We start from the raw sequence: 26,391 nt of genomic DNA, 5'->3' as shown, positions 1-26,391 counted from the left end.
GAGCTTATAAAACTCTTAGAAAATCAAGAACTTTTAAATGAGTGTGGAATTTACTTCTGCACTGGAATTTACTTTTTCAAGTTAGCTTTTTATGCATTTCTTCTTTAAATTCTTTTCTTTTGAACATGATAAGTCCAATCATCAGCAGAAAACTACAGCCGATACAGATGACAGACGGAGTTCTGTAGCGGATCACCCCTGTCATGAGCAGTACGAACGGCAGTATCATCGAATATACCGACGCCATTACATAATATATCATATACTCTCTTGGTGATAATGACCGTATTCGGGATATAATCAGCATTACAATCTGGATCAATAGGCAGATATTCGGGATTCCGATATTTACCGACCATCCCCTCCATCCGGTTCCCAGATCCCATAACACGCAGATGCCGGACATGATCAAAAGCTGCCACGCCGCATTCTTCAACAGGTTAAAGCGCTTCACATACCCAACTGCCATCGTAAACCACATCGTTGCACAGCCGGACGCTACATATACCGACCAGTGTACCCCAGGGGATATGATGATATCGGTCATCATACTGAGCACAATTGCTGCAATACAGCAGAATGTAAATATCTGCAACACTTTCTTCCCTTCGTAATTTGCTTTTGCATCCTCCGGAAAATCCGCTTCTGTAACCGTAACCTGTACGCCGAGTTCTGTCAGTATCCGGTAAAAATTCCGCTGGATATTCGTACTGTCATATCTTGATGTAAAACTGAGTGAAAGTGTATCCTTAAAAGAACAGATACATAATTCTGTCCGGTTCGTACTGGTATACACTCCGAATTTTTCAATATAGTCCGCATAATCTTCCGGCATCTTTACTACACTCATATTAGAAAGCACAGCCGTCACTTCCTGCTCTGCCATCTTAGCTCCTGCACGGATACACCGGTTCTTAAGTTCCAGAGGTGCCCACTTTAAAATTTTATGCTTTTCTATTGCAATCAATTCATTCATCCGACCTGCCATATGTTCCTTAGACAGATTCTCCCGAAAATATATCTTAACTGCTTCCAGTACATCTTCAAACGAATCTTTTTCTTCTCCAAACTGATATCCCGGTTCTATATAACCAAAAAAATTCAGCATCGAATCGGATGGAAATATCTTTCTTAAATTCACCGGAACCATCAGTATGACCGGCTTTTTTTCCTGTATCCGGCTCATTTCCTCATGAATTGCACATATGAACGCCGTCGTTAAAAGCACCGACATGGATACTCCCTTTTCCCTGCTGATGCCCAAAAGTTCTTTTACCGACACAGTCGCCTCATTGACTTGCAGTTCTTCGTATCCCTTTCCGTTCTTTTTAATCTGAAATGCCTTGATCTTCTTCTTTTTCTTTCTTGGAAAATCCGGATCGTAATAACGGCTGAAGCTGTCATCCTCCTGATCCTTTACCGTCAGATACTGATCTGATAATTCAACCGGTTCAAGTTCATCCTTATGAACCAGATGCAGATAATTCTTCACCAGTTCCCGCAAGAATTCCGTCGCGCCGGTTCCATCAGTCAGTGCATGAAATACTTCAAAATTAATCCGTTTTTTATAATAGGTCACTTCGAATAGAAGCGTCTTTTTATCCCGTACATACAGACTGCTGCATGGTTCTTTATATTCTTTTCTTACTATCGGTCTTAATTCGCTTTTCTCCAGATAGTGCCAGAACAAGCCTTTTCTCATGACCGACAGGAATACCGGATATTTTTCAATTGTCTGATCCAGTGCCTCCTGCAGGACATTTTCTTCCACTTCTTCCTTCAGTTCACAATAGAACCGGAATACTCTGGTATCTTTCGGACTGCTGGCAGCAGAAAATAACTTTGCTGCATTATCCAAACTTCTCCAGTAAGCGCGTTTTTGTTCAAACACTGCTTTTCCCCCTTCTCTCTCCCGCTGCTATTCACCATCCGCCGGATTGACATTCTTTTCGCTTTCTTTCTGTCCATAGCTGTCAAGAAAGCGGTTAATAATCGCGAAGCTCTCCTGCACATGGTAATATTTTACCCCAAGTGCAAAAAATCCGTGAAGTGCATCCTGAATCCGGTGAATCTCCACCTGATTTCCGGCTACTTTCAGACGCCTTCCATACTCTTCCCCTTCATCTCTGAGCGGATCACATTCTGCTGTTAAGATCAATGTATCCGGCTGGTTACTGTAATCCGTTTCCATCAGAGGTGCAAGATATTTACTCCTCTTATCTTCTTCTGCCGAAGCATAAAAATTAATATAATCCCTCATCTTTCCAGCTGTCAGAAGATACTCTGTTCCATAGCGTCTGACTGACAGATACGGGGAATTCTCACTGTAATCATTATTCACTGCCGGATAGATCAGAATCTGTCTCTTTGGCAGAAATTCTCCCTGATCTCTTGCCATCAGTGAAACAGCTGCTGCCAGATTCCCGCCTGCGCTGTCCCCGATCAAAGTGATCTTGTCCGGATCTGTATTCAAAATGAACCGGTTCGTAAACATAGCCTTTGCCGCCATATAACAGTCATAGAAACCTGTCGGAAATGGATATTCCGGTGCCAGCCTGTACTCTACCGATACAACAATATGATTTGTTGCCGATGCCAGACGGGCACAGATTCTCTCATAATTGTCAATACTTTCCGTTACCCATCCGCCTCCGTGAAAGAACAACAATGCCGGGAGATCATCTTCCATCTTCTCTCCCGGAAGGAATATCCTCACCGGAATCTGATGATCACCGTTATAAATCTTATAATCAATCGTCTTATAAAAGATTTTCATTGGATCGATTGCCTTTAAATTTGCCAGATGCCTCGAGGCTTCTACTTCAATGCCGTCAAAAGACAGAGCTTTCAATACTCTTCTCATGGATTTATTAATCGCCATACTACTTCCTTTACCTGTAACTTTTCTTTCTGATTTTCCTTATCTGATATATCCTTCTTCATACGCTTTTGCCTTATTAAATGCATATAATTCTGCAAATGTCGCCTCCCTGTACGGATTTACATAGAATATCCCAACGATTCCACAGGTAATTGCAGACAGTAATATCCATCCGATAAATGACAGATCCAGAATAAATGTCTCCATCTTCTGCCCGTCCATCATACGCTTACTGATCTGAAATGCTTCTTTTCTGTCCATTCCCGGATTCTCTGCAAGAATGTAAGGGATCATCAGATATTCATAATGTTTTACAATTCCCGGAATAACGAAAAGCAGCGTCCACAAAGATGTAAACAGATTTTTCAGGAACATCACCAGCACAACATTCACATAATGTCCGGAACGGAATGCATCAAATATGGTTCCGACTGTTGGATTCTCTGTCTTATTGAGAACAAAGAACCTTTTTCCGCCTACTTCTAGAAGACTTCCCATAAATATCTCCAGTGCTAGAATTATGAGAGTCACTATAATTGCTGTCATTGTAATCACCAATCCGGCAAACGGATATCCAAATCCATCTGTTCCATACAAACTGTTCTGCGAAGCACTGCCTCCGGCTCTTCCTCCATTCACACCACTTAATCCTGTGATAATTCCCATGATCACGGCTACAGCGACGCATGACCAGTAATTCTTTTTAAATGCAATCCTGCCATTTGTTTTCAGTCTGTCTCTTGTCCAACTCATATCATATCCTCCTTGTCTATTCTTTTATTATATCTGCATTCTGAATCTTTTCATTCAGATCATTCAGATATACCCAGCGCTCCATCTTTTCATCCAGCGCATTCCCTGTCTCTTCTTTTTTCTCCATGAGTTCCCGTAATTTCACTGAATTAGTCGCATTAGCTGCAATCTGTGCATCCAGCGTCTCGAGCTTTTCTTCAAGCTTTGCAATATCATCGTCGATGGTCTCAAACTCCCGCTGCTCTTTATACGTGAACTTAAGTTTCGGTTTTCTCTGCTTCCATGTATCTTTGGAAGAACTTTCCCCTTTCGTTGATTGTTCTTCTGTTGCTGCGGCATGTCCTTTCAATGACATCTCCGTATCCAGACCTTCCAGTTCTTTTCGAATCAGATAATCAGAATATCCTCCCTCAAACTGGCGTACCTTCCCGTCTCCTTCAAAAGAAAAAATACGGTTCACGATACGATCAAGGAAATACCGGTCATGAGATACTGTTATGATAATTCCATCAAAGTGATCCAGATAATCCTCCAGAATAGTCAGTGTCTGGATATCCAGATCATTCGTCGGCTCATCCAGGATCAGCACATTCGGCGCACTCATCAGCACACGCATCAGATACAATCTCCGCTTTTCTCCTCCAGAAAGCTTCTCGATTTTCGACCACTGCATGGCTCCGTCAAATAAAAAACGCTCCAGCATCTGTGATGCCGTGATCTTTCCGTCAGATGTAGTGACATATTCCCCCACTTCTTTCACATAGTCGATCACTTTCATGGACGCATCCATATATTCGTTCTCCTGCGAAAAATATCCAATCCGGATGGTCTGCCCGATTTCTATTGTTCCACTGTCTGGCCTCACGATCCCATTGATGATCTTAAGAAGTGTTGTCTTGCCACAGCCGTTCGGACCGATAATTCCAATGCGGTCATTTTTCAGGAATATATAGCTGTAATCACTGATCAGCTTTCTGTTATCATAAGATTTGCTGACATTCTCCAGCTCGATCGTCTTATTTCCCATACGGGATGCTATGGAATCCAGTACCACTCTCTTTTCTTCCTGAATATCCTTGATCTCCTGCATCGCTTTGATCCGGTCAATATGTGCTTTCTGCTTCGTGCTTCTGGCTCTTGCACCTCTTCCCAGCCATTCAAGTTCGGTGCGGAGAAGGCTCTTCCTCTTCCGTTCCGTAGCCAGTGCCATATCCTGACGCTCTGCTTTCAATTTAACAAATTCGGAATAATTTCCCGGATAACTGTATAGCTTTCCCTGATCCACTTCCACGATTCTTGTTGCCACACGATCCAGGAAGTAACGGTCATGCGTAACCATCAGTATTGCCCCTCTAAAGCCGATCAGATATTCCTCCAGCCACTCTGACATTGCATTGTCCAGGTGGTTCGTCGGCTCATCTAAGATCAGTATGTCAGCCGGTGTCAGCAATGCATTGACCAGTGCAATCCTCTTCTTCTGTCCGCCGGACATATGCTCTACTTTTTCATCATAATCATAGAACCCCAGCTGATTCAGCATAGATCTGGCATCTGCCTCGATCGTCCACTGGTTCAGTTCATTTACATTATCTGCAATTGCTGCGCGAAGAACTGTCGTTCCTTCTTCAAATTCCGGTGTCTGCGGAAGATAGCAGATCTTCACCTGCTTTCCCATACTGATCTTCCCTTCATCATATGGTTCGATTCCTGCAGTCACTTTTAACAGCGTAGACTTTCCCATCCCATTGATTCCGATCACACCGATCTTCTCATTTTCATTGATACTGAATGCAACATCATTCAGAAGAACACGGTCTGTATAAGCCTTTGTAATATGTTCCATCGTAAGTAAATTCATACGTTTGTTCTCCTTCATGTATCTTTCGGATACTTTTATAAGTCATAAAAGAGACCGGAAACACCGATCTCTTTTCGTTCTCCACTTTCTATTATATTTTACAGAAAGATATATTTCAATATGAATAATACCGCAAGTACATACATTAATGCGCTGATCTTCTTTTCTTTTGCCTTTCCAGTCATCAGATTCAGGATCACGTAAGAAATCACTCCCATAGAGATACCTTCTGAGATGCTGTAGAAAAATGGCATAGCCAGGATACAGATGTAGCATGGCAGTGCTTCTGAAAAATCATCAAAATCAACGTGCGCCACATTTGTCAACATATAGAATCCCACTACGATCAATGCCGGTGCTGTTGCAAACGATGGAATTGCAAGGAAGATTGGTGACAGGAACAACGACAACCCGAATAAAATGGCTGTTGTTGCGGAAGTCAGCCCGGTTCTTCCTCCTTCAGATACGCCTGATGCACTTTCCACGAACGTGGTAGTCGTTGTTGTTCCAAGAACTGCTCCGACGGTTGTTGCAACCGCATCAGCCATCAGTGCCCCTTTGATATTCGGAAGATGTCCTTCTTCATCTAACATACCTGCCTTGGTAGATACACCAATCAATGTTCCGATCGTATCAAACATATCAACAAATAAAAATGCAAAGATAACGACGATGAAATTCAGAGAAAATACTCCGCTAAAATCAAGTTTACCAAATACCGGCATGATACTAGGGATTGAAAATCCACTGCTAAAGTCCGGAAGCAGACTGTAGAATCCAATCTCCGGATCCGGCACATAGATACCTGCCATCTGGCAGATAATTCCTAAAATCCATGTGAGCAGGATTCCCCATAAAATATTTCCCTTTACATTCTTAATTACCAGAATTCCTGTAATTCCCACACCGATCAATGCAAGAAGAACCGTGATTCCCACGTTATTCATGGATGCTTCCACACCTTTTGCACTGTTGTACCCATCAATTGAGAATAACTCCAAAAGCGTAGAACCTCCCACTACGATATTTGCATTCTGAAGTCCGATAAATGCGATGAACAATCCGATGCCGACACTGACTGCAGACTTCAGATTTTTCGGGATTGCATTGAAGATTGCCTCACGGATATCTGTAAGCGAAAGTACAATAAATACGATACCTTCTACAAAGACGGCTGTCAGTGCAACTTCCCACTTATACCCCATTCCGAGAACAACGGTATATGCAAAGTACGCATTCAATCCCATTCCCGGCGCCAGTGCAAACGGATAATTGGCAAAGAATGCCATCAGAAACGTACCGATCATTGCCGCCAGTGCTGTGGATGTAAAGATCGCACCGGAATCCATCCCTGTCGCAGACAGGATACTCGGATTGACCGCAAGGATGTACGCCATGGTCATGAACGTGGTGATACCTGCCATAACCTCGGTCCTGACATCCGTCCCGTTCTCACGGAGCTTAAATAATTTTTCCAACATGTTACTCTTTTCCTCCTTATACTCTCAACAACAAGATATTAACTATAACTTACTGTATTTCCCTTATTTTTTTTCTCAAAGCAAGTACCTGGCTCGGTGCTACAGACAACTCATCGATCCCCATCTGGATAAACTTCTCAGTCAGACTAAGATCAGCCGCCAGATCACCGCATAATGCGATTTTCTTTCCTTCCAAGTGGATATTATTGGCAATAATACGGATCATCTTAAGAAGCGCCGGATGATGTGTATTATAAAAGCGCTCCAGTCTGCTGTTTGTTCTGTCCATTCCGAGTGTCAGCTGTGTCAGGTCATTCGTTCCGATACTGAAGAAATCTGCTTCTCTTGCCAGCTCTCCACTGATCATAACCGCTGCAGGCGTCTCGATCATAACACCGATCTTAATCTCTTCATTGAACGGAATCTTCTCGTCTTTCAGTTCATTCTTTATCTTTTCCAGAATCAGTTTCGCCTGTTTTACTTCTTCCACATCCGTGATCATCGGAAACATGACCGACATATTTCCATATGCGGATGCACGTAAAATTGCACGGAGCTGTGTCTTAAATATCTCATCTTTATCCAGCGATACACGGATTCCCCTATAACCGATCTCCGGATTTCTATCTTCTCCGAGCTCTAGACATTCTGCCTGCTTTTCGCCTCCCAGATCTGCGGTACGGATTACGACCTTTTTGGTGCCCATTGCCTCTGCTGCCAGACGGTATACCTGGAACTGCTGTTCTTCTGTCGGCAGCTTTGTCCCATTTTCGATATACAGGAATTCGCTGCGGAATAATCCGATTCCTCCGGCATCACTTCTCAGTACATTTTCTATATCTTCCCTGGTTCCGATATTTGCACAGACGTCAATCTTCTGTCCACTCTGTGTAATATTCTCTTTTCCCTTCAGACGTTCCAGATTCTGTACCTGGGTATGATTCTCATCCTGCTTCTGCTTCATCTTGGAAATCGTCGTATAATCCGGCTCAATATATACTTTTCCCTCAAAACCGTCGATGATGATCGTCTTGCCTTCGTATTCTTTTTTCAGGGATTCTCCCAGTCCGATCACCGATGGTATTCCTTTGGTTCTTGCAAGCACAGCCGTATGGGAATTGATAGTTCCATATCTGGTCACAAATCCAAGAATTTTGCTCTTATCAAACTTTACAGTCTCACTTGGATAAAGTTCTCCCGCAGCAAGAATAAACGGCTCATCCGTCAGCATCTTATCTTTCCATGTCCTTGCAAGAATCCGGAGTACTCTTGTCGATACATCCTTTACATCTGCCTCATGCCCCTGCACATAATTTTTATTACTCTTTGAAGCGCTTGCCAAAATATTTTCAACCGCATTTTTTACCGCATATTCTGCATTCAGCTTATGCTCAACAATAATACTTGTAATCTGACGGATGATCTCCTGGTCTTCCAGGATCATCTGCTGCATCTCAAAGATTGCCGCATTCGCTTCTCCGACATCCTTCGCTGCCAGATCATACAGATCGCGTAATTCCTGCAATGCCTTCTGTCTGGCTTTTTGAAAACGCATCACTTCTTTTTCTACATCTTTGACATAGATCCTGCGGATTTCTTTTGTATCACGCTTATAAAAGGAAAGTCTTCCGATCGCAATTCCTTCCGATATCTTTTTTCCTGTCAATGTAATCATAGTTTTTCCAACCTTTTAATCCTTTGTTAGTTTGAACAATATTACTTTACACGTTTGACGTTCATTCGTCAAGTAGATTGATTTTTTGTACAAAAACACAAAAACATTTCATATATCCATTGACGTATTTATCAATATATGCTAATCTGACAATAGTGTATTTTATAGTTTTCCTATATAAATATGCGATTTAATAATATTTTATGGAGGTATGATCATGAAAGGTACTGTAAAATGGTTTAACAACCAAAAAGGTTACGGTTTCATTTCTGACGCTGAAGGTCATGATGTATTCGTTCATTATTCAGGACTGAACATGGATGGATTCAAGACGCTTGAAGAAGGTCAGGAAGTGGAATACGAAGTTACAGACGGCGCCAAAGGACCACAGGCTGTTAATGTAACACCGCTCTAATCATAACGAATCTAAGTTTTTGATGTACTTTTTATATATTAAAATATAGCTATTTCAGATTTGAATATTTAAAAGAAATACATGACTTAATGCGAGAGATTACGAAAAAAAGCCGGATAACAAATGTTATCCGGCTTTTTCGTACCTGTAAGTACTAATTCTGATTCTGTGGTCTTGCAATATTCAGTTGCAGATCCACACCAAATGGATTCACCACTACACCTGTCATTTCATCACCCATTGCTTCCGGAACTTTTACCGCTTCCAGCACTCCCATAGAATATCTTGTATCCGAATGATTGTTCTGGAACTTCAGAAACTCCTGAACATCGGTAAATAATGGCAATAATACCTGTCCGTCATTCTTATTCAACACCGGCATTTTCTTCTCTTCCGTGACCGCAGTAATGAAAGTTGCATCCTGATAATGCGCCATCAATTCTTCCTGAAGATCCTTCATATCTTCTGTAATCTTCATTTCTTTCTGCTTACGTGCTTTCTGCATGAAGTACATAGCTGTAATCTGGAAACTCGGATTCTCGATCGGTTCCTCTCCCGGTTTCTGCTCCGGTCTTCTGACCAGTTCTGTGAGTTGAAGCTTGATCTCTTCTTCTGTATCTTTTCCTACCCACATCCCATTCACTCCGGCCGGGAATAAACTGCTGTAAAATGGAAGCATGTATTTATTTTCAATATTAAATATCTTCAGAGGATTTCCCTCTTTCAGGAATTCCTGTCCGCCCTTCATGGCTTCTTCTTCAGAGAAGAAAATCAGCACCTGATCATCATAAGTCTCCGGATCGCACACTACGAAAGGCATTCTGGTACAATCAGACATCAATACATAGATGGCTTCTGCTTCCCTCATTTTCTTTAAAACATCACTCTTATCTACACCCATACTGTTCCTCTTTCATGTCTATTGGTTTGCACGATACGCTTCATCTGCACTGTACACATCAAAGCCGCTTCCTTTCAGAATATCGATTACTCTTGCCGGATCATCACTCTTTAATACTGCTGCCGCATCATCTCCATTTGCAAAAGCGTACATATATTCAATGTTTACTTCACCGTCCACGATCTGATGCATTGCTTTGCTCAATGAACCGGTTGCATGTGGTACACGAAGTGCTACTACATCTGTCAGCATCGAAGTAATCCCAACTTCCTTTAATGCCATGCGTCCCTTATGCGGATCTGATACGATCATACGCAGCATTCCATAATCAGATGTATCCGCAAGACTCAGTGCTACGATATTCACATTGCTTTTTGCGAGTACATCTAATACTTCTTCCAGACGTCCTTCTCTGTTTTCCAAAAAAACCGATAACTGTTGTACGGTATTACTTACGCCCATGTTATTTCCTCCTGTTTATAAACCTCTGTTATCAATGACACGTTTTGCCTTACCCTCACTTCTTTCGATGGTCTTTGGCTCTACGAGTTTCACTCTTACTGCAACACCGAGTGCCTGTTTTAAGACTGCCGCAACTTTATTCTTTAACTCATCCAGTTTACGAATCTCATCTGAGAAATATTTTTCATCCACTTCTACCATAACGGTCAGCACATCCAGATTATTCTCACGGTCAACGATCATCAGATAATGCGGTGCAACTCCTCCACCGACAGAAAGCAGTGCAGTCTCAACCTGTGTCGGGAATACATTGACTCCGCGGATAACCTTCATATCATCGGTACGTCCTTTGAATTTTGAGATTCTCGGGAGTGTTCGTCCACATTCACAGGTAGAATGATCAATACTTGTAAGGTCTTTGGTTCTGTAACGAAGTAACGGCATACCTTCTTTGGCAAGTGTTGTAAATACCAGTTCTCCGATCTCTCCGTCTGCGCAATGGCTGTTATCAGCCGGGTTCAATACTTCCGGATAGAAATAGTCTTCATATACATGCATACCATTATGATGGATACACTCTAAAGCTACACCTGGTCCTGTAACCTCGCACAGGCCATAGATATCAAAGCAGTTTACATCCAGGAGTTCTTCGATCTTCAGACGCATCTCTTCTGTCCATGGCTCTGCCCCGTTGATTCCAACCTTCAACTGGAGTTTGTCTACAATTCCGGCCTCATTGGCAGCCTCTGCAAGATACAGCGCATAAGATGGTGTACATGCAAATGCAGTTGCGCCAAAGTCTTCCATACACATCAGCTGTCTCTTCGTATTACCTGCTGACATCGGGATAGCCATTGCTCCAAGCTTTCTTGCTCCGAAATCCAGCCCCATGCCTCCTGTGAACAATCCATATCCATAACAGATATGAATGCGGTCTTCTGCTGTAAGTCCTGCCATCGTAAGACCTCTGGCCACACACTCGCTCCATACATCTATGTCTTTCTGTGTATAAGAAGCAAGGGTAAGTTTTCCAGTTGTTCCCGATGTTCCCTGAACCCTGACAATCTTATCTTTTGGAACAGCCAGAAGGCCAAACGGATAATTTGCTCTTAAGTCCTCTTTCGTCGTAAACGGAAGCTTACCAATATCCTCAATCCCTTTGATATCCCCTGGTTCTACTCCTATTTCATCCATTTTCTTACGATAAAATTCTACATTTTCGTATACATTTTTCACCTGTTTTACCAGACGATCGCTCTGCAGTGCAGTCATCTCATCTCTGCTCATACACTCAATCTTCGGATCTCTGATCTGTTCTTTCCAATCTTTCAGTGCTACTCTTGCCATAACCTGTTCCGTACCTCCTTATAAATGATAGCCAACGTCAAATGCTTTTTTATTAATCTCAATGGTTTTCGGAGGAACTGTCTTTTCAATCACTTCGTACCACTGTTCTTTTGTAAAATCCATATGCTGAGCCGCTACACCAAGTACGATCAGGTTGAACACTCTTGGATTACCGATCTTCTTTGCTTCTTCTGTTGCATTTACTGTATAGACTCTGTGTTCTTCTCCGAGTGTCTCAATAATATTTTCCGGATACTGTGCTGCCCCGATCACAACCGGCATCGGATCGATTCTCCAGTCATTGATGATCAGTGCACCATCCTTTTTCAGAAAATGTGCATATCTGAGTGCTTCCAGACGTTCGAATGCGATGATCACATCCGCCTGCCCCTCTTCTACGATCGGTTCTGCCACTTTATCCCCATATCTTACAAATGTTACAACACTTCCGCCACGCTGAGCCATTCCATGTACTTCGGAAAGCTTTACATCATAGCCGCCGGCAATGGCAAGGCCTCCTAAGATTCTGCTTGTAAGCAGTGTTCCCTGTCCGCCGACTCCGACGATCATAATATTCTTTGCTGCCATTATCTGTCACCTTCCTTTACTAACTCAATTGCGTCAAATTTACACAAGCTTGCACAAAGTCCGCAACCTGTACACATTGTATCATCGATAGAAATGGTACCGTCTGCATTCTTTGTCATAGCCGGACATCCCGGTTTCATACACATACCACATTTTTTACATTTGTCTGTGTGTGTCTGATATAACGGTTTCTTCGACTTATCCAAAAGAACGCAAGGTGTCTTTGTGATAATCACAGATACTTCATCTTTTGCGATTTCTTCTTTCACCGCTTTCTCTACTGCCTGGATATCTCTTGCATTGACTTCCACAACATTCTTCACTCCGATCGCGCGGCACAAAGCAGGAATATCGATTGCGTATGTCGGATCTCCCTGAAGTGTCTTTCCGGTTGCCGCATGATCCTGATGACCGGTCATACCCGTTGTAGAGTTATCTAAAATAATAACTGTTCCCGTTGCTTTGTTATACATCATATTCATAAGCGAATTGACACCGGTATGTAAGAATGTAGAATCCCCGATCACAGCGACCCAGTTCTTGATATATTCTTTTCCTTTGGCTTTTTCCATACCATGAAGACTTGAGATACTGGCTCCCATACAGATTGTTGTATCCACGACACTAAGTGGTGCAACTGCTCCCAGTGTATAACATCCAATATCACCTGCTGCATGTATCTTTAACTTATTCAGCACATAGTACACACCTCTGTGTGGACATCCCGGACATAAGATCGGTGGTCTTCCCGGTGCCTCTGCAGGTTTGCTGATGTCCAGTTCCTCTTTTAGGATTGCCTGACGGATCATATTCGCACTGTACTCTCCCTGTACTGTAAAGATTTCTTTACCAATTGCCTTGATCCCCCAAGATTTCACCTGTGTCTCAATGACAGGATCCAGTTCTTCTACAACGTATAATGTATCTACTTTCGAAGCAAAGTCCTCGATCAGCTTTCTCGGAAGCGGATTCACCAGTCCAAGTTTTAACACAGATGCTTCCGGAAGTGCTTCTTTTACATACTGATAAGGAATTCCACTTGTGATCACACCGATCTTTGTATCGTTCATCTCAACTCTGTTGATCGGAAGTGTATTTGCTGCCTCTGCCAGTTCCTGATTCCGTTTTTCGATCTCTACGTGACGGAGTTTCGCATTTCCCGGCATCATAACATTCTTGCGGATATTCTTCTCATATGGTTTATCTTCGATCTCTTTGCGTTCGTTTAATTCTACAAGTCCCTGTGAATGTGCAAGTCTTGTTGTCGTACGGTATACAAACGGACGGTCAAACTGTTCACTTAAATCAAATGCGATCTTAATAAATTCTTTTGCTTCTGCACTGTCTGATGGTTCGATCACTGGAAGCTGTGCCGCGCGAGCGACCATTCTTGTATCCTGCTCGTTCTGAGAGCTGTAAAGTCCCGGATCATCTGCAACAACAATGACAAGTCCTCCGTTGACTCCCATGTAAGATACGGTATATGTAGGATCCGCTGCCACGTTAAATCCCACATGCTTCATACAGGACATAGCACGTACTCCTGATACGGATGCACCGATCGCTACTTCTGTTGCAACTTTTTCATTCGGTGACCATTCGCAGTATAAACTATCTTTATATTTGACCAGGTTCTCACTGATCTCTGTACTAGGCGTACCAGGATATGCTGCCGATACCTTTACTCCGGCCTCATATGCACCTCTGGCGATTGCCTCGTTCCCAAGCATAATTACTTTTTCTGACATACTTCTCTTCCATCCTTTCGTGTAAGCGGCATTCCGTTTACGCCACCTTGTAATAGTATAACATAATACTTTCATGAGTTAAAGCATTGATTTGTCAAATTCCAAATTTTTCTGTCTTCGTTTCTTTTGCTTCCGGATTACTCTTTAAATATAAATACCGGCATCGGCGGACAGTTCTTCCGATTATAGTATTCATTGACGATCACGGTATACTCTCTTCCCGGAAGTCCTTTTATGTATTCGAGAATCTTCTCTTTTTCTTCGAATCCGGTATCTCCGCCACTATAAATACACAGGCTCATCATACCACCGTGTTTCAGTATGCCGAGACCTTTTCCGATTGCCTCTATGCTGGTCTGGTATGTAGTTGCAAGCTTATGATCCCCGCCTGGAAGATATCCGAAATTAAAACAGATCACATCTGTACTCTCTTCCATTGCATACCGGTCCATATGCTCATGCCCGTCCAGGATCAGTTCCGCCTGCTGCTCTTTTCCGTGTGTCCTTAGTAATTCTCGCGTCGCATCCAGTGCTTCCTGTTGAATATCAAATGCAAGTACCTTTCCATTTTCTCCGGCAAGCTCACACAGGAACAAGGTATCATTCCCCTTTCCCATGGTCGCATCGATATAACATCCGCCTGCTTCTGCCTGTGAACGGATGATCTCGTGACACCAGTATGTGATCTGTGACTGTTTTATTCTTCCCATCTGTTCTCTCTCCTAAAAATCAAACAATGACAGCTGGTTCGATGCCGGAAGATCCGCAAGGATTCCAAGATCAACCATCGTGTCAATAACGGTCTTACTTGCTTTTGTTCTCTGTCTGAAATCATCCAGCGACAGATAGGTCCCATCTTTTGAGGCTTCTGCAACTGCCTCGGCAGCCTTCTCTCCCATACCGTCAATGCTGGAAAGCGGCGGCATCAGTTTGCCATTTACGATCAGGAACTTCGTTGCCTGTGCTTTGTAGATGTCAAGCGGCTCAAATTCGAATCCTCTTGCATACATCTCCTGAACGATCTTCATATCTTTCATCGTATCCTGTTCTTTTTTGCTGAGTGTCGCAGAACGACGATTGTAATCATCGATATAGTACTGAAGCTTTTCCTTCCCCTGACACATGATCTCATAAGAGAATGCATCTGCACGGATTCCGAAATATGCCCCGTAATATGCAAGCGGATAGTTGATCTTACAATATGCGATACGGTATGCCATCATGACATACGCCGCCGCATGCGCCTTCGGGAACATGTACTTGATCTGCTCACACGACCAGACATACCAGTCCGGTACATTATGCTCAGCCATGTCTTTTTTGAATTCCGGCCATTCCTTACATTTTCCTTTGGCAACCGTTCCTTTACGGACACGTTCCATAATAGTAAAGGATTCCTCGCTGTCCATTCCCTTGTTGATCAGATACGTCATGATATCATCTCGGGTACAGATTGCAGTAGAAATCGTTGCCTTACCGCTCCGGATCAGTTCCTGGGCATTATTCAGCCATACGTCTGTTCCATGTGACAGCCCGGAGATACGGATCAGATCCGAGATTGTATTCGGCTTCGTATCCACGACCATCTGGATAACAAAGTCTGTTCCAAATTCCGGGATTCCCAGACATCCGACCGGACATCCGCCGATATCATCTGGTTTGATCCCAAGTGCCGATGTATCATGGAATAGCGAAATCACCCCCTGATCATCCAACGGAATCTTGGTTGCATCAAAACGATTATCCGTCTCATTGTATTCATTGTCCATCGCCGGAGAGCTGATGTATTCCTCCAGCGTCTTGATCATGGTCGGATCATCATGTCCGAGAATATCAAGCTTTAACAGGTTGTGGTCGATCGAATGGTAATCGAAATGTGTGGTAACGATATCGGTCGTCATATCATTCGCCGGATGCTGTACCGGCGTAAAGGAGTTGATCTCTTCACCAAGCGGAAGTACGATAATTCCTCCCGGATGCTGTCCGGTGCTTCGTCGGATTCCCGTACAGCCCTGTACGATACGGTCAATCTCACATTTTCTCTTTCCCTGTCCGTGTTCTTCGTAATAATTCTTTACATACCCAAACGCTGTCTTATCCGCCAGTGTACCAACCGTTCCGGCACGAAACGTCTGACCTGCGCCGAAGATGACTTCCGTATATTTGTGTGCATTACTCTGATAATCTCCCGAGAAGTTCAAGTCGATATCCGGTTCTTTATTTCCCTTAAATCCAAGGAATGTCTCAAACGGGATGTCGAAACCGTCTTTTGTAAGCTTTTCTCCACACACCGGACAGATCCGGTCTGGCATATCCCATCCGCAGCCTCCGGCAAATTTTCTGACTTCTTCTGACTCAAAGTCGCTGTAGTGACATTTTTTACAATAATAATGAGGACTTAACGGGTTAACCTCTGTAATCCCAGCCATGGTCGCCACGAAGGAAGATCCTACGGAACCACGGGATCCTACCAGATATCCGTCCTCCACCGACTTCCATACCAGTTTCTGTGCAATAATGTACATAACGGCAAATCCATTTGATATGATAGAATTCAATTCTCGTTCCAGACGCTCGGTAACAATCTCCGGCAAATCTTCCCCGTACATTGAATGCGCCTTGTTATAACAGATGTCACGCAGCATCTTATCCGAATCCGGGATGACCGGCGGACACTTGTCCGGACGCACCGGTGTGATCTTCTCCACCATTCCGGCGATCTTCACCGGGTTCTCAATGACAATCTCTCTTGCCTTTGCAGATCCCAGGTATTCGAATTCCTCCAGCATCTCATCAGTCGTCCTAAGATACAGTGGCGGCTGACTGTCCGCATCACCGAATCCCTTCCCTGCCATGATAATCCTTCTGTATACCTCATCCTCCGGATTCATGAAATGTACATCACATGTTCCGACAACCGGCTTATTGAACCGTTCGCCAAGTGCCACGATCTTCCGGTTGATCTCTTTTAAGTCTTCCTCGTTCTGTACCTTCGTAATCTTCGGGCTCTCGATCATGAACTGGTTATTGCCAAGCGGCTGGATCTCCAGATAATCATAGAAGTTTACGATCTTTGCGATTCGTTCTTCCGACTTTTCATTCAGAATCGCCTGATAAAGTTCTCCCGCCTCACAGGCACTTCCCACCAGAAGTCCTTCTCTGTATTTCGACAGTTCGCTCTTTGGAATTCTTGGTCTTCTTGCATAGTATTTCAGATGAGACATTGAGATCAGGGTATACAGATTCACACGTCCCACTTCATTCAGTGCCAGAATGATCACATGGTATGACGGAAGTTTCCGAACAGCATCAGCATTGTTCTCTCCAAACTGGTTTAACTTCGCCAGATCATAAATGCCTCTGTCCTTTAACATTTCCACAAATTTTACAAATATCTCCGCAGTTGCCCCGGCGTCATCGACCGCCCGGTGGTGGTTCTCCAGTGAAATATGGAGTGCATTTGCCACCACATTCAGCTTATACTTTGACAACGTCGGCAGAAGGATACGCGCCATCGACACCGTATCCACCGATGTGAAATCCGGCTGGATATCCTGATATCTGCAGTTTTGTTCAATAAAACTTACATCAAAAGAGGCATTGTGTGCGACCAGTGCCGCATCTCCTATGAACTCCAGAAATTGTGGAAGAACCGTCTCAATATCCGGCGCCCCCATAACCATCTGGTCGGTAATGCTGGTAAGCTGTGTGATCTGGAACGGGATCGGTACTTTCGGATTGACAAATGTACTGAATTTGTCTGTGATCACGCCATGTTCTACCTTTACCGCACCGATCTCGATGATCCTATCCTTGATTGGACTGAATCCGGTTGTCTCCAGATCGAAGACTACATACATGTCATCCAGCGACTGCCCTTTTTCATTTACCGCTACATCAGTCAGATCATCTACCAGATATCCTTCCACACCATAGATAACTTTGAACGGATCGTCCTTATCCAGTGACTCAATATAATGATTTGCATCCGTGAATGCCTGAACTACACCATGATCCGTGACCGCCATCGCCGGATGTCCCCAGTCATGCGCCTGCTTTAGAAGCGTTGTGACGTCTGTTACCGCATCCATATCGCTCATCTTGGTATGGCAGTGAAGTTCCACTCGTTTCTCTGGTGCAGTATCCACTCTTGACTCTGTAAAATCACTGATTTTCTTGATTCCGACTACCGACTGGATATTCAGTTCCGAATCAAAACGGTCTACCGTTGTTACTCCTTTTAACTTCAAAAATGCACCTGTCTTAATATCTCCCAAAATATCCGCAAGCTGATCGTTCCGCACAAACATTTTCACCATAATAGAATCCGTAAAATCTGTAACTGCAAACATAATGATCGTCTTCTCATTACGGATCTCTCTGGTCTCCATACTGATGACTTTTCCACGGATTGTGATCTCACCCATCTCGCCTAACACATTCTGCAGTTCGATCGTCTCATCGTCAAAGTCTCGTCCGTAAATCAGATTCGGATCATCCGTAGCCTTACGTACAAACGAATAGCTGCCTTTTCCAAATGATTTGGAACTCTTAGCGCTGATTTTATTACTGTTTTCTCCACCGGAAGTGCTTTTTGACGCACTTTTTTCCTCTTTTTTCTCTTCTTTCTGTTCCTGTGCTTTCTTTGCCTTGACAGCCTCAGACTGTTCACGAATTGCCTCTACTTCCTGTTCTAATTTGGCTTCGTTATATTTCAACTTACTGTCTTTTGCCTTTTCATACAGAACCCGTATCTCCACCGGCCGTTGAAAACGCTCTGCAAATACACCCGTCAGATACTCCGACAGGGAGTCCTTTTTTCCTTGTGCAACAATCGTATCCGTCAGCGTCAGACAGAGAATATTACCATTTTCAAATTCATAACTGGCGTTCTGGAGCATGTTCCGCTCTACAACGCTCTTCTGATCCAGTTCCAGCAGAAAACTGTCGTAGTATTCATTCATCAGATTCTCCGGTGTATACTGTTCCGATAGGTCATACTGCTCCCGCACTGTCACCTGGATATGGCTTCTGGCAAATAACTGCTGCTTCAACATACGCTCCACTTCATATATATCCTTTTTCTGGATCAGATGTCTGCTGTAAATGCTTACACGGATAAAGTCTCTCGTAGAATTTGTGGAAACTTTCGTCACCTCTACGCCCTGAAACATCATCTGAATATCATCTTTTACTTTTAATGTCGGAAATACCTCAAAAAACGGCTTACTCATTCCAGTGTAACAACTCCTGTCTCAATGTCTCCAATAATTCGTCTTCTTTTACTTTCTTCACGACCTCACCTTTCTTGATCAGAAGACCTTCTCCGATTCCGCCGGCAATTCCGATATCTGCTTCCTTTGCTTCTCCCGGTCCGTTAACCACGCAGCCCATAACAGCCACCTTAATATCCAGCGGGATATCTGCCACCATCTCTTCTACCTTATTTGCAAGTCCGATCAGATCGATCTTGGTTCTTCCGCAGGTCGGGCAGGATACCACTTCGATCCCGCCTTTCCGAAGCCCCAGCGTCTTTAAGATCAGTTTTGCGGATTTGATCTCTTCTACCGGATCTCCGGTCAGCGATACACGGATCGTATCACCGATCCCCTGGCTTAAGATCAGTCCCAGTCCGATGGAAGATTTGATATTCCCTGCAAGCAGCGTTCCTGATTCTGTAATGCCGACATGTAACGGATACGGACATACCGGTGCCAGAAGTTCATGTGCTTTTACACACATCATAACGTCCGATGATTTGATACTGACCACCAGATTTTCATATCCCATTTCTTCGATCATATGTACTTTGTCCAGTGCACTTTCTACCAGGCCTTCTGCCGTTACTCCATGATATTTTTCTACCAGATGTTTCTCCAGTGAACCGCTGTTCACTCCGACACGGATCGGAATATTATATTCTTTTGCTTTTTCTACCACTGCACGGACTCTTTTTTCATCCCCGATATTCCCAGGATTGATACGGATCTTATCTGCCCCGTTCTCAATTGCGGCAATTGCAAGGCGATAATCAAAGTGAATATCTGCCACCAGCGGAATATGTATCTGTTCTTTGATCTTGCGGATACTCTCTGCTGCCTCCATCGTCGGAACCGCCACCCGGATAATATCGCATCCCGCTTTCTCAAGCTTTAAGATCTGCGCCACACAGGCTTCCACGTCTTCTGTTTTCGTGTTCGTCATAGACTGGATCGCAATCCGCTCCCCGCCGCCGATACACACATTACCGATCTGTACTTTTTTCGTTTTATTTCTGTAGTCTTCCATCCTTTTCCCTCCGTTTTTATGATATATAAACTTCTTTTTTGTCTTTCTTCTTGCATATACGCATTTGTCCCTATAGCAACAAATGCCCCTCTATACCATACATATAGAGGGGCTGTCATTTTTAATTCTTATTGAACATCATCTGTTCTCCATATTCACGCTCTGTCAATGTCAGCGTTCCGTCATCAATACTATATTCAAATGTCGTTCCTATGGATTGTACTGCATTTTTCAAAGTCTCTGTCGTATACTGTCCATCCGACTTTTCTGCAATTTTCTGAATCTGTGCATCGTCCTGCTGTATAGAAATCGTCTTGGATTCTTTGTTCATCGTATATGTCATCGGAACTTCTGTATCTTTTCCTTCTCCCGATGCCGGAATTGTTACCGTCATCTGACCATCACGACTGATCTTCAGATTCATATTACCGTCCTCATCCGTCCAGGAACCTTCTAACGGATTCCCCGTAAACATCTTCATCAGAAGAAATATTGCTACGATTATAATCAGGACAGATGTAACAGACGTAACGACTGTCCATATCTTACTTCTTTTTGCCTCATCATTGTTTTCTATCATCTATCCGTTTCCCTTCTTTTTATTGTGTCTTTTATTATTCCCGCTATTATAGATTATATGTGCTTTTTTCTTCTGTGTCAACGACAGGTCTTTTGTTTCTTCTTCCCTTTACTCGTCAATCTCCACAAGCAGATAAAATCCCCTGTCCGTCTGTTCAATCTTCTTGATCTTTCCTTTTCTTGCTCTGATCCGCTGTCTGGTACGGTAGATTCCTGACATAGCGATGGATGGTTCGACCAGATATGTATATTGGCCGGTAACGGCACTTCGTTCACTGATCTCTACTTCCTGTCCTTCTGTCACCAGACCTTCTCTTTCCATTTTAAAACGTTCCACACGCATTTTTACTGTCTCCTTTTCTTTTTATCCACACAATACCGCAAAAAGCAAAAATCGTCAGCTTTCCTTTGAAAAACTGACGATTTTTGCCGGACAGTTCTTATTCCTTTACAAAGCGGTGATAAATATAATCATTTGCTTCTTTTTCCTGACTGTCATCCAGTGGAGTAAGAATCACTTCTCCGCCATACTTTCTTTCCAGCGCTTTTCTGATCAGATAATCACTGACCTGTGGATTCTTCGGAAGCAGCGGACCATGCAGATAGGTTCCGATCACATTCTTATACACAACACCTTCATAACCACTTTTACCATCATTTCCGGCTCCGTACAGAACCTTTCCGAACGGTTTATTTCCATTCAGATAAGTTCTTCCGCCATGGTTTTCAAATCCTACTACCGGCATGTCTACAAGTTCACTGTCCAGAACGATATTATCGATCAGACGTCCTTCTTCCTGCTCCGTATAGATATCCACCAGATTCAGGCCCTCGATCATTCCGGCATCTGTTTTATAGTACTTCCCAAGAAGCTGATAGCCGCCGCACACTGCGATGACCACACCGCCGTCTTCTACATAATCTTTGAATTCACTTTGGATTTCCAGAAGACTTTTACACACGATTGCCTGTTCCCTGTCGGAACCGCCTCCCAGCAAAACGATATCCAGTTTTGAAAAATCGATCTGATCTCCGGTGTTGAATTCTATTGTCTCTGCTTCTATTCCCCGCCAGATACAGCGTTTCATCAGACATGCAATATTCCCTCTGTCTCCGTACAGATTCAAAAGATCCGGATACAGATGACCGATTGTAAGTTTCATATCCTTAGTCTCCATTATCCTTCTCCTTCCATCTTTTTCAATACATTCCGGGTACTGAACAGAGCTGTATAGTTCACCAGTACATACAGGTTACCACATCCATTTTCTACTCTTTCACGGATTGCCTTCTCCACATCTGCTTCCAGCATGGACGTAATATCTACGTATTTCATACGTAATCTCATATCCTGACAACGGATACCGCTTACTGTAATGGAATTGATATTCGCTCCCTTGAATCTGTCAAAATCCACATCCCAGAGCCATGAAATATCCGTTCCGTCCTGTGCATTGTCATTGATCACAATGATTACATCTTTCATGGATTCATCCTGCATTACCGCAGAAATATTCTGATTAAATCCCGCCGGATTCTTTGCAAGATTCAGCACAATCTTTGTGCCCTGTACATCAAATTGTTCCATGCGGCCATTCTCCGGATTAAATTCTGCAAGCATGTCCTGGAAATGTTCCAGTCCAAGTCCTCCGGTTCTTCCTGCTGCATATGCTGCCAGAATATTATATACATTGTAGAAGCCTTTATAATTGGCTTCCAGATGTCTTTCCTCAACTGTAAATGCAAGATGATCACTGACCGCTACATCCGATGCATCATATACAATTGCCGGCCGCTTAAACTCACAACCCGTACATGCATAATCTCCAAGCTGGCTGTAGTGATAGAAATTATACTTCAACGGAGCCCCGCATTTTTTACAGAAACGTCCCTCTCTGATCTCATGCGAATCTTTATCATTCACTACCTTTTCGCTGATACCGTAAGTCACATACGGATTACCGCTTTCCATTGCAAGGTATGCGGACAATGCATCATCTCCGTTCACGATCACCTTCATCTTTGGTGCACTCTGCATCACTTCTTTTAAGATGTTCATTGTAATATCAATCTCACCATAGCGGTCAAGCTGATCACGGAACAGATTTGTCAACACCATGTAATCCGGCTTAAAATGTGGAAATACCCTTCTAGTTGATGCCTCATCAATCTCAATACAGGCATAATCTGCATCCAGATTACCACTGAAGCCTGCGCCCAATACAAATGCTGCTACAACTCCATTCAACATGTTCGATCCGGTATGATTACAGATTACTTTATAGCCTTCTTTTTCAATTGCTGCACAAAGCATATTGTTGGTCGTCGTCTTTCCATTGGTTCCGCATACAATAAAAATATCTTTTCTAACCTGGCCTGCAAGATCGTGCAGGATACTTGGATCAATCTTTAATGCAATTTTCCCCGCCCAGGTCACACCCTGGCGGTGAAAGATGTGTACACTTGCTTTTTCACTTATCTTTGCTGCCCATACAGCCAGCATTCTGCGTACTCCCATAATTTTTTTATTCCCCGATCAGTTCCTTGATATTTTGCGGTTCCGGCATCGAGCGGATTGCACCTTTTTTCATCGTGATCAGTGCTGCACCCGCATTTGCATATGTCAGAATCTCTTTTAATTTTTCTTCGTCCAGATTATCCAGGCCATACTTCAACACACCATTGATAGAGCATCCGCAGAACGTGTCACCTGCTCCTGTTGTCTCGATTGCTTTCACGGTAAATCCCGGCTGTTCTACACGAAGATTTTTATAATAAGCTCTGCTTCCTTCTTTTCCCATAGTCAGGAAGATAAGCGGTATCTGATATTTCTCCTGAAGATACTTAATTCCTTTATCATAATCTTCTTCTCCGGATACGAACTGAATCTCATTATCCGAAATCTTCAGTACATCACAGTTTTCAAATCCGTACTCCATCTGCTCCTTCGCCTCATCCAGCGTCTTCCAGAGCGGCGGACGTAAATTCGGATCAAACGTGATCATACATCCGGCTTCTTTTGCAACGGAGAGTGCCCTCTTTGTTGCAGTTTTTACCGGTTCATCTGTCATAGAAAGTGTTCCGAAATGGAATACCTTTGACTGACGAATCAGATCATAATCTACTTCCTCTTCCTTTAACATCATATCTGCTCCCGGTTTGCGGTAAAAAGAAAATTCTCTGTCACCATCCGGGAAAGTATGTACAAAAGCAAGTGTTGTGTGGATATCCTTATCCATTACAAGTCCCTTTGCTTCTATTCCTGTATTCGTAATCGTATCCTTCAATAATTTACCAAACTGATCATCACCTACTTTTCCGATAAAGGCTGTTTTTCTTCCCAGTTTATTCAGCATTGCAAGTACATTACATGGTGCTCCACCCGGACATGCTTCAAATAACTGATTTCCCTGCTCACTTTCCCCGTTTACCGCAAAATCGATCAACAGCTCTCCGAGTGCTGTCACGTCATACTTCTTTTCCATATACACTACTCCTTATCTTAATCTTTATATTATTATTTATTTTACCATATAATTTGTCATTTTAAAACCTGTCCGTATTGAAAGTGCATTATCACTAATTTCCGCATAAGTCTTTGTTATTTTTTTGTCATTTTTGCCTATTTACGAATTTGGTAATGATTGATAAAATAATAACAAATAATACAACAACCTGACGTATTATTTTATATTGTGAAACAACGATTTCACAAATGTTCGTGTTTGGATGGTACTCCCCTCCCACGAACCCTCTCTTGATAGCGTTTTGTAAGAAAGTCACATAAAAAGTTTCCGCCAAAACTTTTTATGTGACTTTCTTCTTTTATCCTAACAAATGTATGCCTCCGAGAAGTACATACGATATAAACCACATAATCACAGTTGCCATGCAGATGCCGATGACAACAGCCGGAAATGCTTTCTTAAACTTCATTCCCAAAAGCGCCGCAATCAGTGAGCCCGTCCATGCTCCGGTTCCCGGAAGCGGAATTCCTACGAATAATACCAGACCCCAGAATTCATATTTCTCGATCTGATCTTTCTTACTCATCGCTTTATTCTCCAGTTTATCTACCAGCGGTTTGAATGTCTTCGTCCCTTTCATCCATTTAAACACCGGTGTGATCAGAAGTAAAATGAAAGGAACCGGAATTATATTTCCGATAATACACAACGGTATCGCAGTAGACACTTTCACTCCGAGGATCGGTCCCGCAACCAGAAGTGCACCACGAAGTTCCAGGATCGGAATCATGGAAATCAGAAATACAATTACCTCTTTACTTACACTTCCGCTTAACGCATCAATAATTCCATGTATTAATGTATTGGTCATAAGAAACTCCTCTTATTTATTCATATATTTTTTCAGGAACGCAAACATTGCTTCCATCTCTTCTCTGGTTCCTACAGTGATACGCATATACTGTTCGATTCTCTCACTGCCCCAGAAGCGCACATAGATATCATTCTCTTTCAGTGCTCCAAATAATTCTTTTGCATCATAATCCGGATGCATGGCAAAGATAAAGTTCGATTTGGAATTCAGGCAGCGGAATCCAAGATTCTTTAATTCTTCTTTTGCCCATTCACGTGTCTCGATAATCTTATTCACACACGCTTCAAAATATGCCTGATCCTTTACCGCTTCCACACCGCATACCAGTGATGTCTGGTTCATAGTATAAGAGTTGAAAGAATATTTTGCATCATTCAGGTATTTGATCAGAGTCGGATTACTGATTGCATAACCGATACGCATTCCTGCCATTGATCTTGCTTTTGAAAATGTCTGTACAATGATCAGATTCTCATATTTGTCAATCAGTTCCAGCGCAGAACGTCCAGCAAAATCAACATATGCCTCATCTACAATTACGATCACATCCTGATTATGTGCGATAATATCTTCTACGTCAGCCAGATCTTCATAAAGCCCTGTCGGTGCATTCGGATTCGGGAAGATCACACCACCATTTTCCTTGTAGTAATCTTCTTTTACGATCTTGAAGTTCTCATCTAACTTCTGGCATTCATACGGAATGCGGTACAGATCCGCCCATACCTTATAGAAGGAATAGGTAATATCCGGGAAAAAGATTGGTTTTTCCGAATTAAAAAATGTCAGGAAACACATAGATAATACATCATCCGAGCCAACTCCTACAAAGACCTGATCCGGATTCACATGATAAAAATCAGCCAGGGCATTCACAAGCGGTGCTGCCGTCGGATCCGGATACAGCCGTAAACGGTCTGTATCCATCTCCTCCAGTGCTTTTGTCACGCCCGGTGCCGGCGCGTATGGGTTCTCATTGGTATTTAACTTGATTACTTTGCGCTGCGGCTGTTCGCCTGGCACATAAGGTTCTACTTTTCGAATGTTCTTTTCAAATGCTTTCATGCTGCTCTC

General features: G+C 43.1%; 22 protein-coding genes. 1 reads left to right on the top strand and 21 read right to left on the bottom strand.

All coding sequences use genetic code 11. From position 1 onward, the window contains the following. Positions 1-76: 76 nt before the first annotated feature. The 6 genes from OCV72_RS11945 to ptsP form a co-directional block, all read right to left on the bottom strand. The gene (locus OCV72_RS11945; protein ID WP_055284085.1) at positions 77-1,891 is read right to left on the bottom strand and encodes a DUF6320 domain-containing protein; all 1,815 of its coding nucleotides are present in this window, start codon (positions 1,889-1,891) and stop codon (positions 77-79) included. Between the two features lie 27 nt (positions 1,892-1,918). Next, complete coding sequence (locus OCV72_RS11940; RefSeq protein WP_055284084.1) at positions 1,919-2,881, bottom strand: alpha/beta hydrolase; 963 nt, start codon at positions 2,879-2,881, stop codon at positions 1,919-1,921. A gap of 39 nt (positions 2,882-2,920) precedes the next feature. Further along, complete coding sequence (locus OCV72_RS11935; protein ID WP_055284083.1) at positions 2,921-3,634, bottom strand: DUF975 family protein; 714 nt, start codon at positions 3,632-3,634, stop codon at positions 2,921-2,923. A 16-nt stretch (positions 3,635-3,650) separates the two neighbouring features. Next, positions 3,651-5,492, bottom strand: coding sequence for an ABC-F family ATP-binding cassette domain-containing protein (locus OCV72_RS11930; RefSeq protein ID WP_055284081.1), 1,842 nt, complete (start codon positions 5,490-5,492; stop codon positions 3,651-3,653). A 98-nt stretch (positions 5,493-5,590) separates the two neighbouring features. After that, a complete protein-coding gene (locus OCV72_RS11925) occupies positions 5,591-6,973 on the bottom strand; it encodes an NCS2 family permease (RefSeq protein ID WP_055284079.1) in 1,383 nt (460 codons plus the stop codon). A gap of 49 nt (positions 6,974-7,022) precedes the next feature. After that, positions 7,023-8,648 (bottom strand): phosphoenolpyruvate--protein phosphotransferase, encoded by a 1,626-nt coding sequence (ptsP, locus tag OCV72_RS11920; protein ID WP_055284076.1) that lies wholly within the window; start codon positions 8,646-8,648, stop codon positions 7,023-7,025. A 217-nt stretch (positions 8,649-8,865) separates the two neighbouring features. Here ptsP and OCV72_RS11915 point away from each other — a divergent pair, with 217 nt between their 5' ends. Continuing rightward, complete coding sequence (locus OCV72_RS11915; RefSeq protein ID WP_028088285.1) at positions 8,866-9,063, top strand: cold-shock protein; 198 nt, start codon at positions 8,866-8,868, stop codon at positions 9,061-9,063. A 154-nt stretch (positions 9,064-9,217) separates the two neighbouring features. On the opposite strand, the gene OCV72_RS11910 is transcribed toward OCV72_RS11915, so the two are convergent. The 15 genes from OCV72_RS11910 to hisC all read right to left on the bottom strand — a co-directional run bounded on the left by OCV72_RS11910 (position 9,218) and on the right by hisC (position 26,382). After that, on the bottom strand, positions 9,218-9,964 hold the full coding sequence (locus OCV72_RS11910; protein WP_055284074.1) for an SseB family protein: 747 nt from the start codon (positions 9,962-9,964) through the stop codon (positions 9,218-9,220). Between the two features lie 18 nt (positions 9,965-9,982). Next, the gene (locus OCV72_RS11905; protein ID WP_055284072.1) at positions 9,983-10,426 is read right to left on the bottom strand and encodes an amino acid-binding protein; all 444 of its coding nucleotides are present in this window, start codon (positions 10,424-10,426) and stop codon (positions 9,983-9,985) included. Positions 10,427-10,441: 15 nt separating this feature from the next. Continuing rightward, entirely contained in the window at positions 10,442-11,773 is a 1,332-nt protein-coding gene (locus OCV72_RS11900) for a phenylacetate--CoA ligase family protein (protein ID WP_055284070.1), read from the bottom strand. A gap of 18 nt (positions 11,774-11,791) precedes the next feature. Next, positions 11,792-12,361 (bottom strand): indolepyruvate oxidoreductase subunit beta, encoded by a 570-nt coding sequence (locus tag OCV72_RS11895; RefSeq protein ID WP_055284068.1) that lies wholly within the window; start codon positions 12,359-12,361, stop codon positions 11,792-11,794. Next, complete coding sequence (iorA, locus tag OCV72_RS11890) at positions 12,361-14,109, bottom strand: indolepyruvate ferredoxin oxidoreductase subunit alpha (RefSeq protein ID WP_055284066.1); 1,749 nt, start codon at positions 14,107-14,109, stop codon at positions 12,361-12,363. Before iorA ends, OCV72_RS11895 begins: the two co-directional genes overlap by 1 nt. Positions 14,110-14,246: 137 nt before the next feature. Beyond that, on the bottom strand, positions 14,247-14,810 hold the full coding sequence (gene mnmM / locus OCV72_RS11885; RefSeq protein ID WP_055284090.1) for a tRNA 5-(aminomethyl)-2-thiouridylate-methyltransferase MnmM: 564 nt from the start codon (positions 14,808-14,810) through the stop codon (positions 14,247-14,249). 21 nt (positions 14,811-14,831) lie between these two features. After that, positions 14,832-19,343: a PolC-type DNA polymerase III gene (locus OCV72_RS11880; protein ID WP_055284064.1), complete on the bottom strand. Its 4,512-nt coding sequence runs from the start codon at positions 19,341-19,343 to the stop codon at positions 14,832-14,834. Next, entirely contained in the window at positions 19,336-20,397 is a 1,062-nt protein-coding gene (gene ispG / locus OCV72_RS11875) for a flavodoxin-dependent (E)-4-hydroxy-3-methylbut-2-enyl-diphosphate synthase (RefSeq protein ID WP_055284062.1), read from the bottom strand. Before ispG ends, OCV72_RS11880 begins: the two co-directional genes overlap by 8 nt. 121 nt (positions 20,398-20,518) lie before the next feature. Beyond that, positions 20,519-20,977 (bottom strand): hypothetical protein, encoded by a 459-nt coding sequence (locus tag OCV72_RS11870; protein WP_028088293.1) that lies wholly within the window; start codon positions 20,975-20,977, stop codon positions 20,519-20,521. A 108-nt stretch (positions 20,978-21,085) separates the two neighbouring features. Further along, positions 21,086-21,319: a hypothetical protein gene (locus OCV72_RS11865; protein ID WP_028088294.1), complete on the bottom strand. Its 234-nt coding sequence runs from the start codon at positions 21,317-21,319 to the stop codon at positions 21,086-21,088. A 97-nt stretch (positions 21,320-21,416) separates the two neighbouring features. Then, entirely contained in the window at positions 21,417-22,139 is a 723-nt protein-coding gene (locus tag OCV72_RS11860) for a type 1 glutamine amidotransferase (RefSeq protein ID WP_055284089.1), read from the bottom strand. Between the two features lie 14 nt (positions 22,140-22,153). Continuing rightward, positions 22,154-23,494, bottom strand: coding sequence for a Mur ligase family protein (locus tag OCV72_RS11855; protein ID WP_028088296.1), 1,341 nt, complete (start codon positions 23,492-23,494; stop codon positions 22,154-22,156). A 7-nt stretch (positions 23,495-23,501) separates the two neighbouring features. Further along, the gene (locus OCV72_RS11850) at positions 23,502-24,461 is read right to left on the bottom strand and encodes a carbohydrate kinase family protein (RefSeq protein ID WP_055284060.1); all 960 of its coding nucleotides are present in this window, start codon (positions 24,459-24,461) and stop codon (positions 23,502-23,504) included. 340 nt (positions 24,462-24,801) lie between these two features. Then, on the bottom strand, positions 24,802-25,314 hold the full coding sequence (locus OCV72_RS11845) for a COG2426 family protein (protein WP_055284058.1): 513 nt from the start codon (positions 25,312-25,314) through the stop codon (positions 24,802-24,804). Between the two features lie 12 nt (positions 25,315-25,326). Then, entirely contained in the window at positions 25,327-26,382 is a 1,056-nt protein-coding gene (gene hisC / locus OCV72_RS11840) for a histidinol-phosphate transaminase (RefSeq protein ID WP_055284055.1), read from the bottom strand. Positions 26,383-26,391: the final 9 nt, after the last annotated feature.

The organism is Dorea amylophila, assembly GCF_025567265.1.
GTDB classification, from domain to species: domain Bacteria; phylum Bacillota; class Clostridia; order Lachnospirales; family Lachnospiraceae; genus Dorea_A; species Dorea_A amylophila.
Note: the sequence above shows the minus strand (reverse complement) of the source record. Positions and strands in the feature narration are given on the sequence as shown.

What these genes read in the sequence shown, in the direction of transcription:
- OCV72_RS11895 (WP_055284068.1), bottom strand. Translation starts at nt 12,361, where the DNA reads ATGGCAGCAAAGAATATTATGATCGTCGGAGTCGGCGGACAGGGAACA.
- iorA (WP_055284066.1), bottom strand. Translation starts at nt 14,109, where the DNA reads ATGTCAGAAAAAGTAATTATGCTTGGGAACGAGGCAATCGCCAGAGGT.
- OCV72_RS11880 (WP_055284064.1), bottom strand. Translation starts at nt 19,343, where the DNA reads ATGAGTAAGCCGTTTTTTGAGGTATTTCCGACATTAAAAGTAAAAGAT.
- OCV72_RS11865 (WP_028088294.1), bottom strand. Translation starts at nt 21,319, where the DNA reads ATGCGTGTGGAACGTTTTAAAATGGAAAGAGAAGGTCTGGTGACAGAA.
- OCV72_RS11930 (WP_055284081.1), bottom strand. Translation starts at nt 5,492, where the DNA reads ATGAATTTACTTACGATGGAACATATTACAAAGGCTTATACAGACCGT.
- OCV72_RS11870 (WP_028088293.1), bottom strand. Translation starts at nt 20,977, where the DNA reads ATGATAGAAAACAATGATGAGGCAAAAAGAAGTAAGATATGGACAGTC.
- OCV72_RS11915 (WP_028088285.1), top strand. Translation starts at nt 8,866, where the DNA reads ATGAAAGGTACTGTAAAATGGTTTAACAACCAAAAAGGTTACGGTTTC.
- OCV72_RS11850 (WP_055284060.1), bottom strand. Translation starts at nt 24,461, where the DNA reads ATGGAAAAGAAGTATGACGTGACAGCACTCGGAGAGCTGTTGATCGAT.
- OCV72_RS11845 (WP_055284058.1), bottom strand. Translation starts at nt 25,314, where the DNA reads ATGACCAATACATTAATACATGGAATTATTGATGCGTTAAGCGGAAGT.
- OCV72_RS11910 (WP_055284074.1), bottom strand. Translation starts at nt 9,964, where the DNA reads ATGGGTGTAGATAAGAGTGATGTTTTAAAGAAAATGAGGGAAGCAGAA.
- OCV72_RS11855 (WP_028088296.1), bottom strand. Translation starts at nt 23,494, where the DNA reads ATGGGAGTACGCAGAATGCTGGCTGTATGGGCAGCAAAGATAAGTGAA.
- OCV72_RS11925 (WP_055284079.1), bottom strand. Translation starts at nt 6,973, where the DNA reads ATGTTGGAAAAATTATTTAAGCTCCGTGAGAACGGGACGGATGTCAGG.
- hisC (WP_055284055.1), bottom strand. Translation starts at nt 26,382, where the DNA reads ATGAAAGCATTTGAAAAGAACATTCGAAAAGTAGAACCTTATGTGCCA.
- OCV72_RS11940 (WP_055284084.1), bottom strand. Translation starts at nt 2,881, where the DNA reads ATGGCGATTAATAAATCCATGAGAAGAGTATTGAAAGCTCTGTCTTTT.
- OCV72_RS11900 (WP_055284070.1), bottom strand. Translation starts at nt 11,773, where the DNA reads ATGGCAAGAGTAGCACTGAAAGATTGGAAAGAACAGATCAGAGATCCG.
- ptsP (WP_055284076.1), bottom strand. Translation starts at nt 8,648, where the DNA reads ATGATTACATTGACAGGAAAAAAGATATCGGAAGGAATTGCGATCGGA.
- OCV72_RS11905 (WP_055284072.1), bottom strand. Translation starts at nt 10,426, where the DNA reads ATGGGCGTAAGTAATACCGTACAACAGTTATCGGTTTTTTTGGAAAAC.
- ispG (WP_055284062.1), bottom strand. Translation starts at nt 20,397, where the DNA reads ATGGAAGACTACAGAAATAAAACGAAAAAAGTACAGATCGGTAATGTG.
- OCV72_RS11935 (WP_055284083.1), bottom strand. Translation starts at nt 3,634, where the DNA reads ATGAGTTGGACAAGAGACAGACTGAAAACAAATGGCAGGATTGCATTT.
- OCV72_RS11860 (WP_055284089.1), bottom strand. Translation starts at nt 22,139, where the DNA reads ATGAAACTTACAATCGGTCATCTGTATCCGGATCTTTTGAATCTGTAC.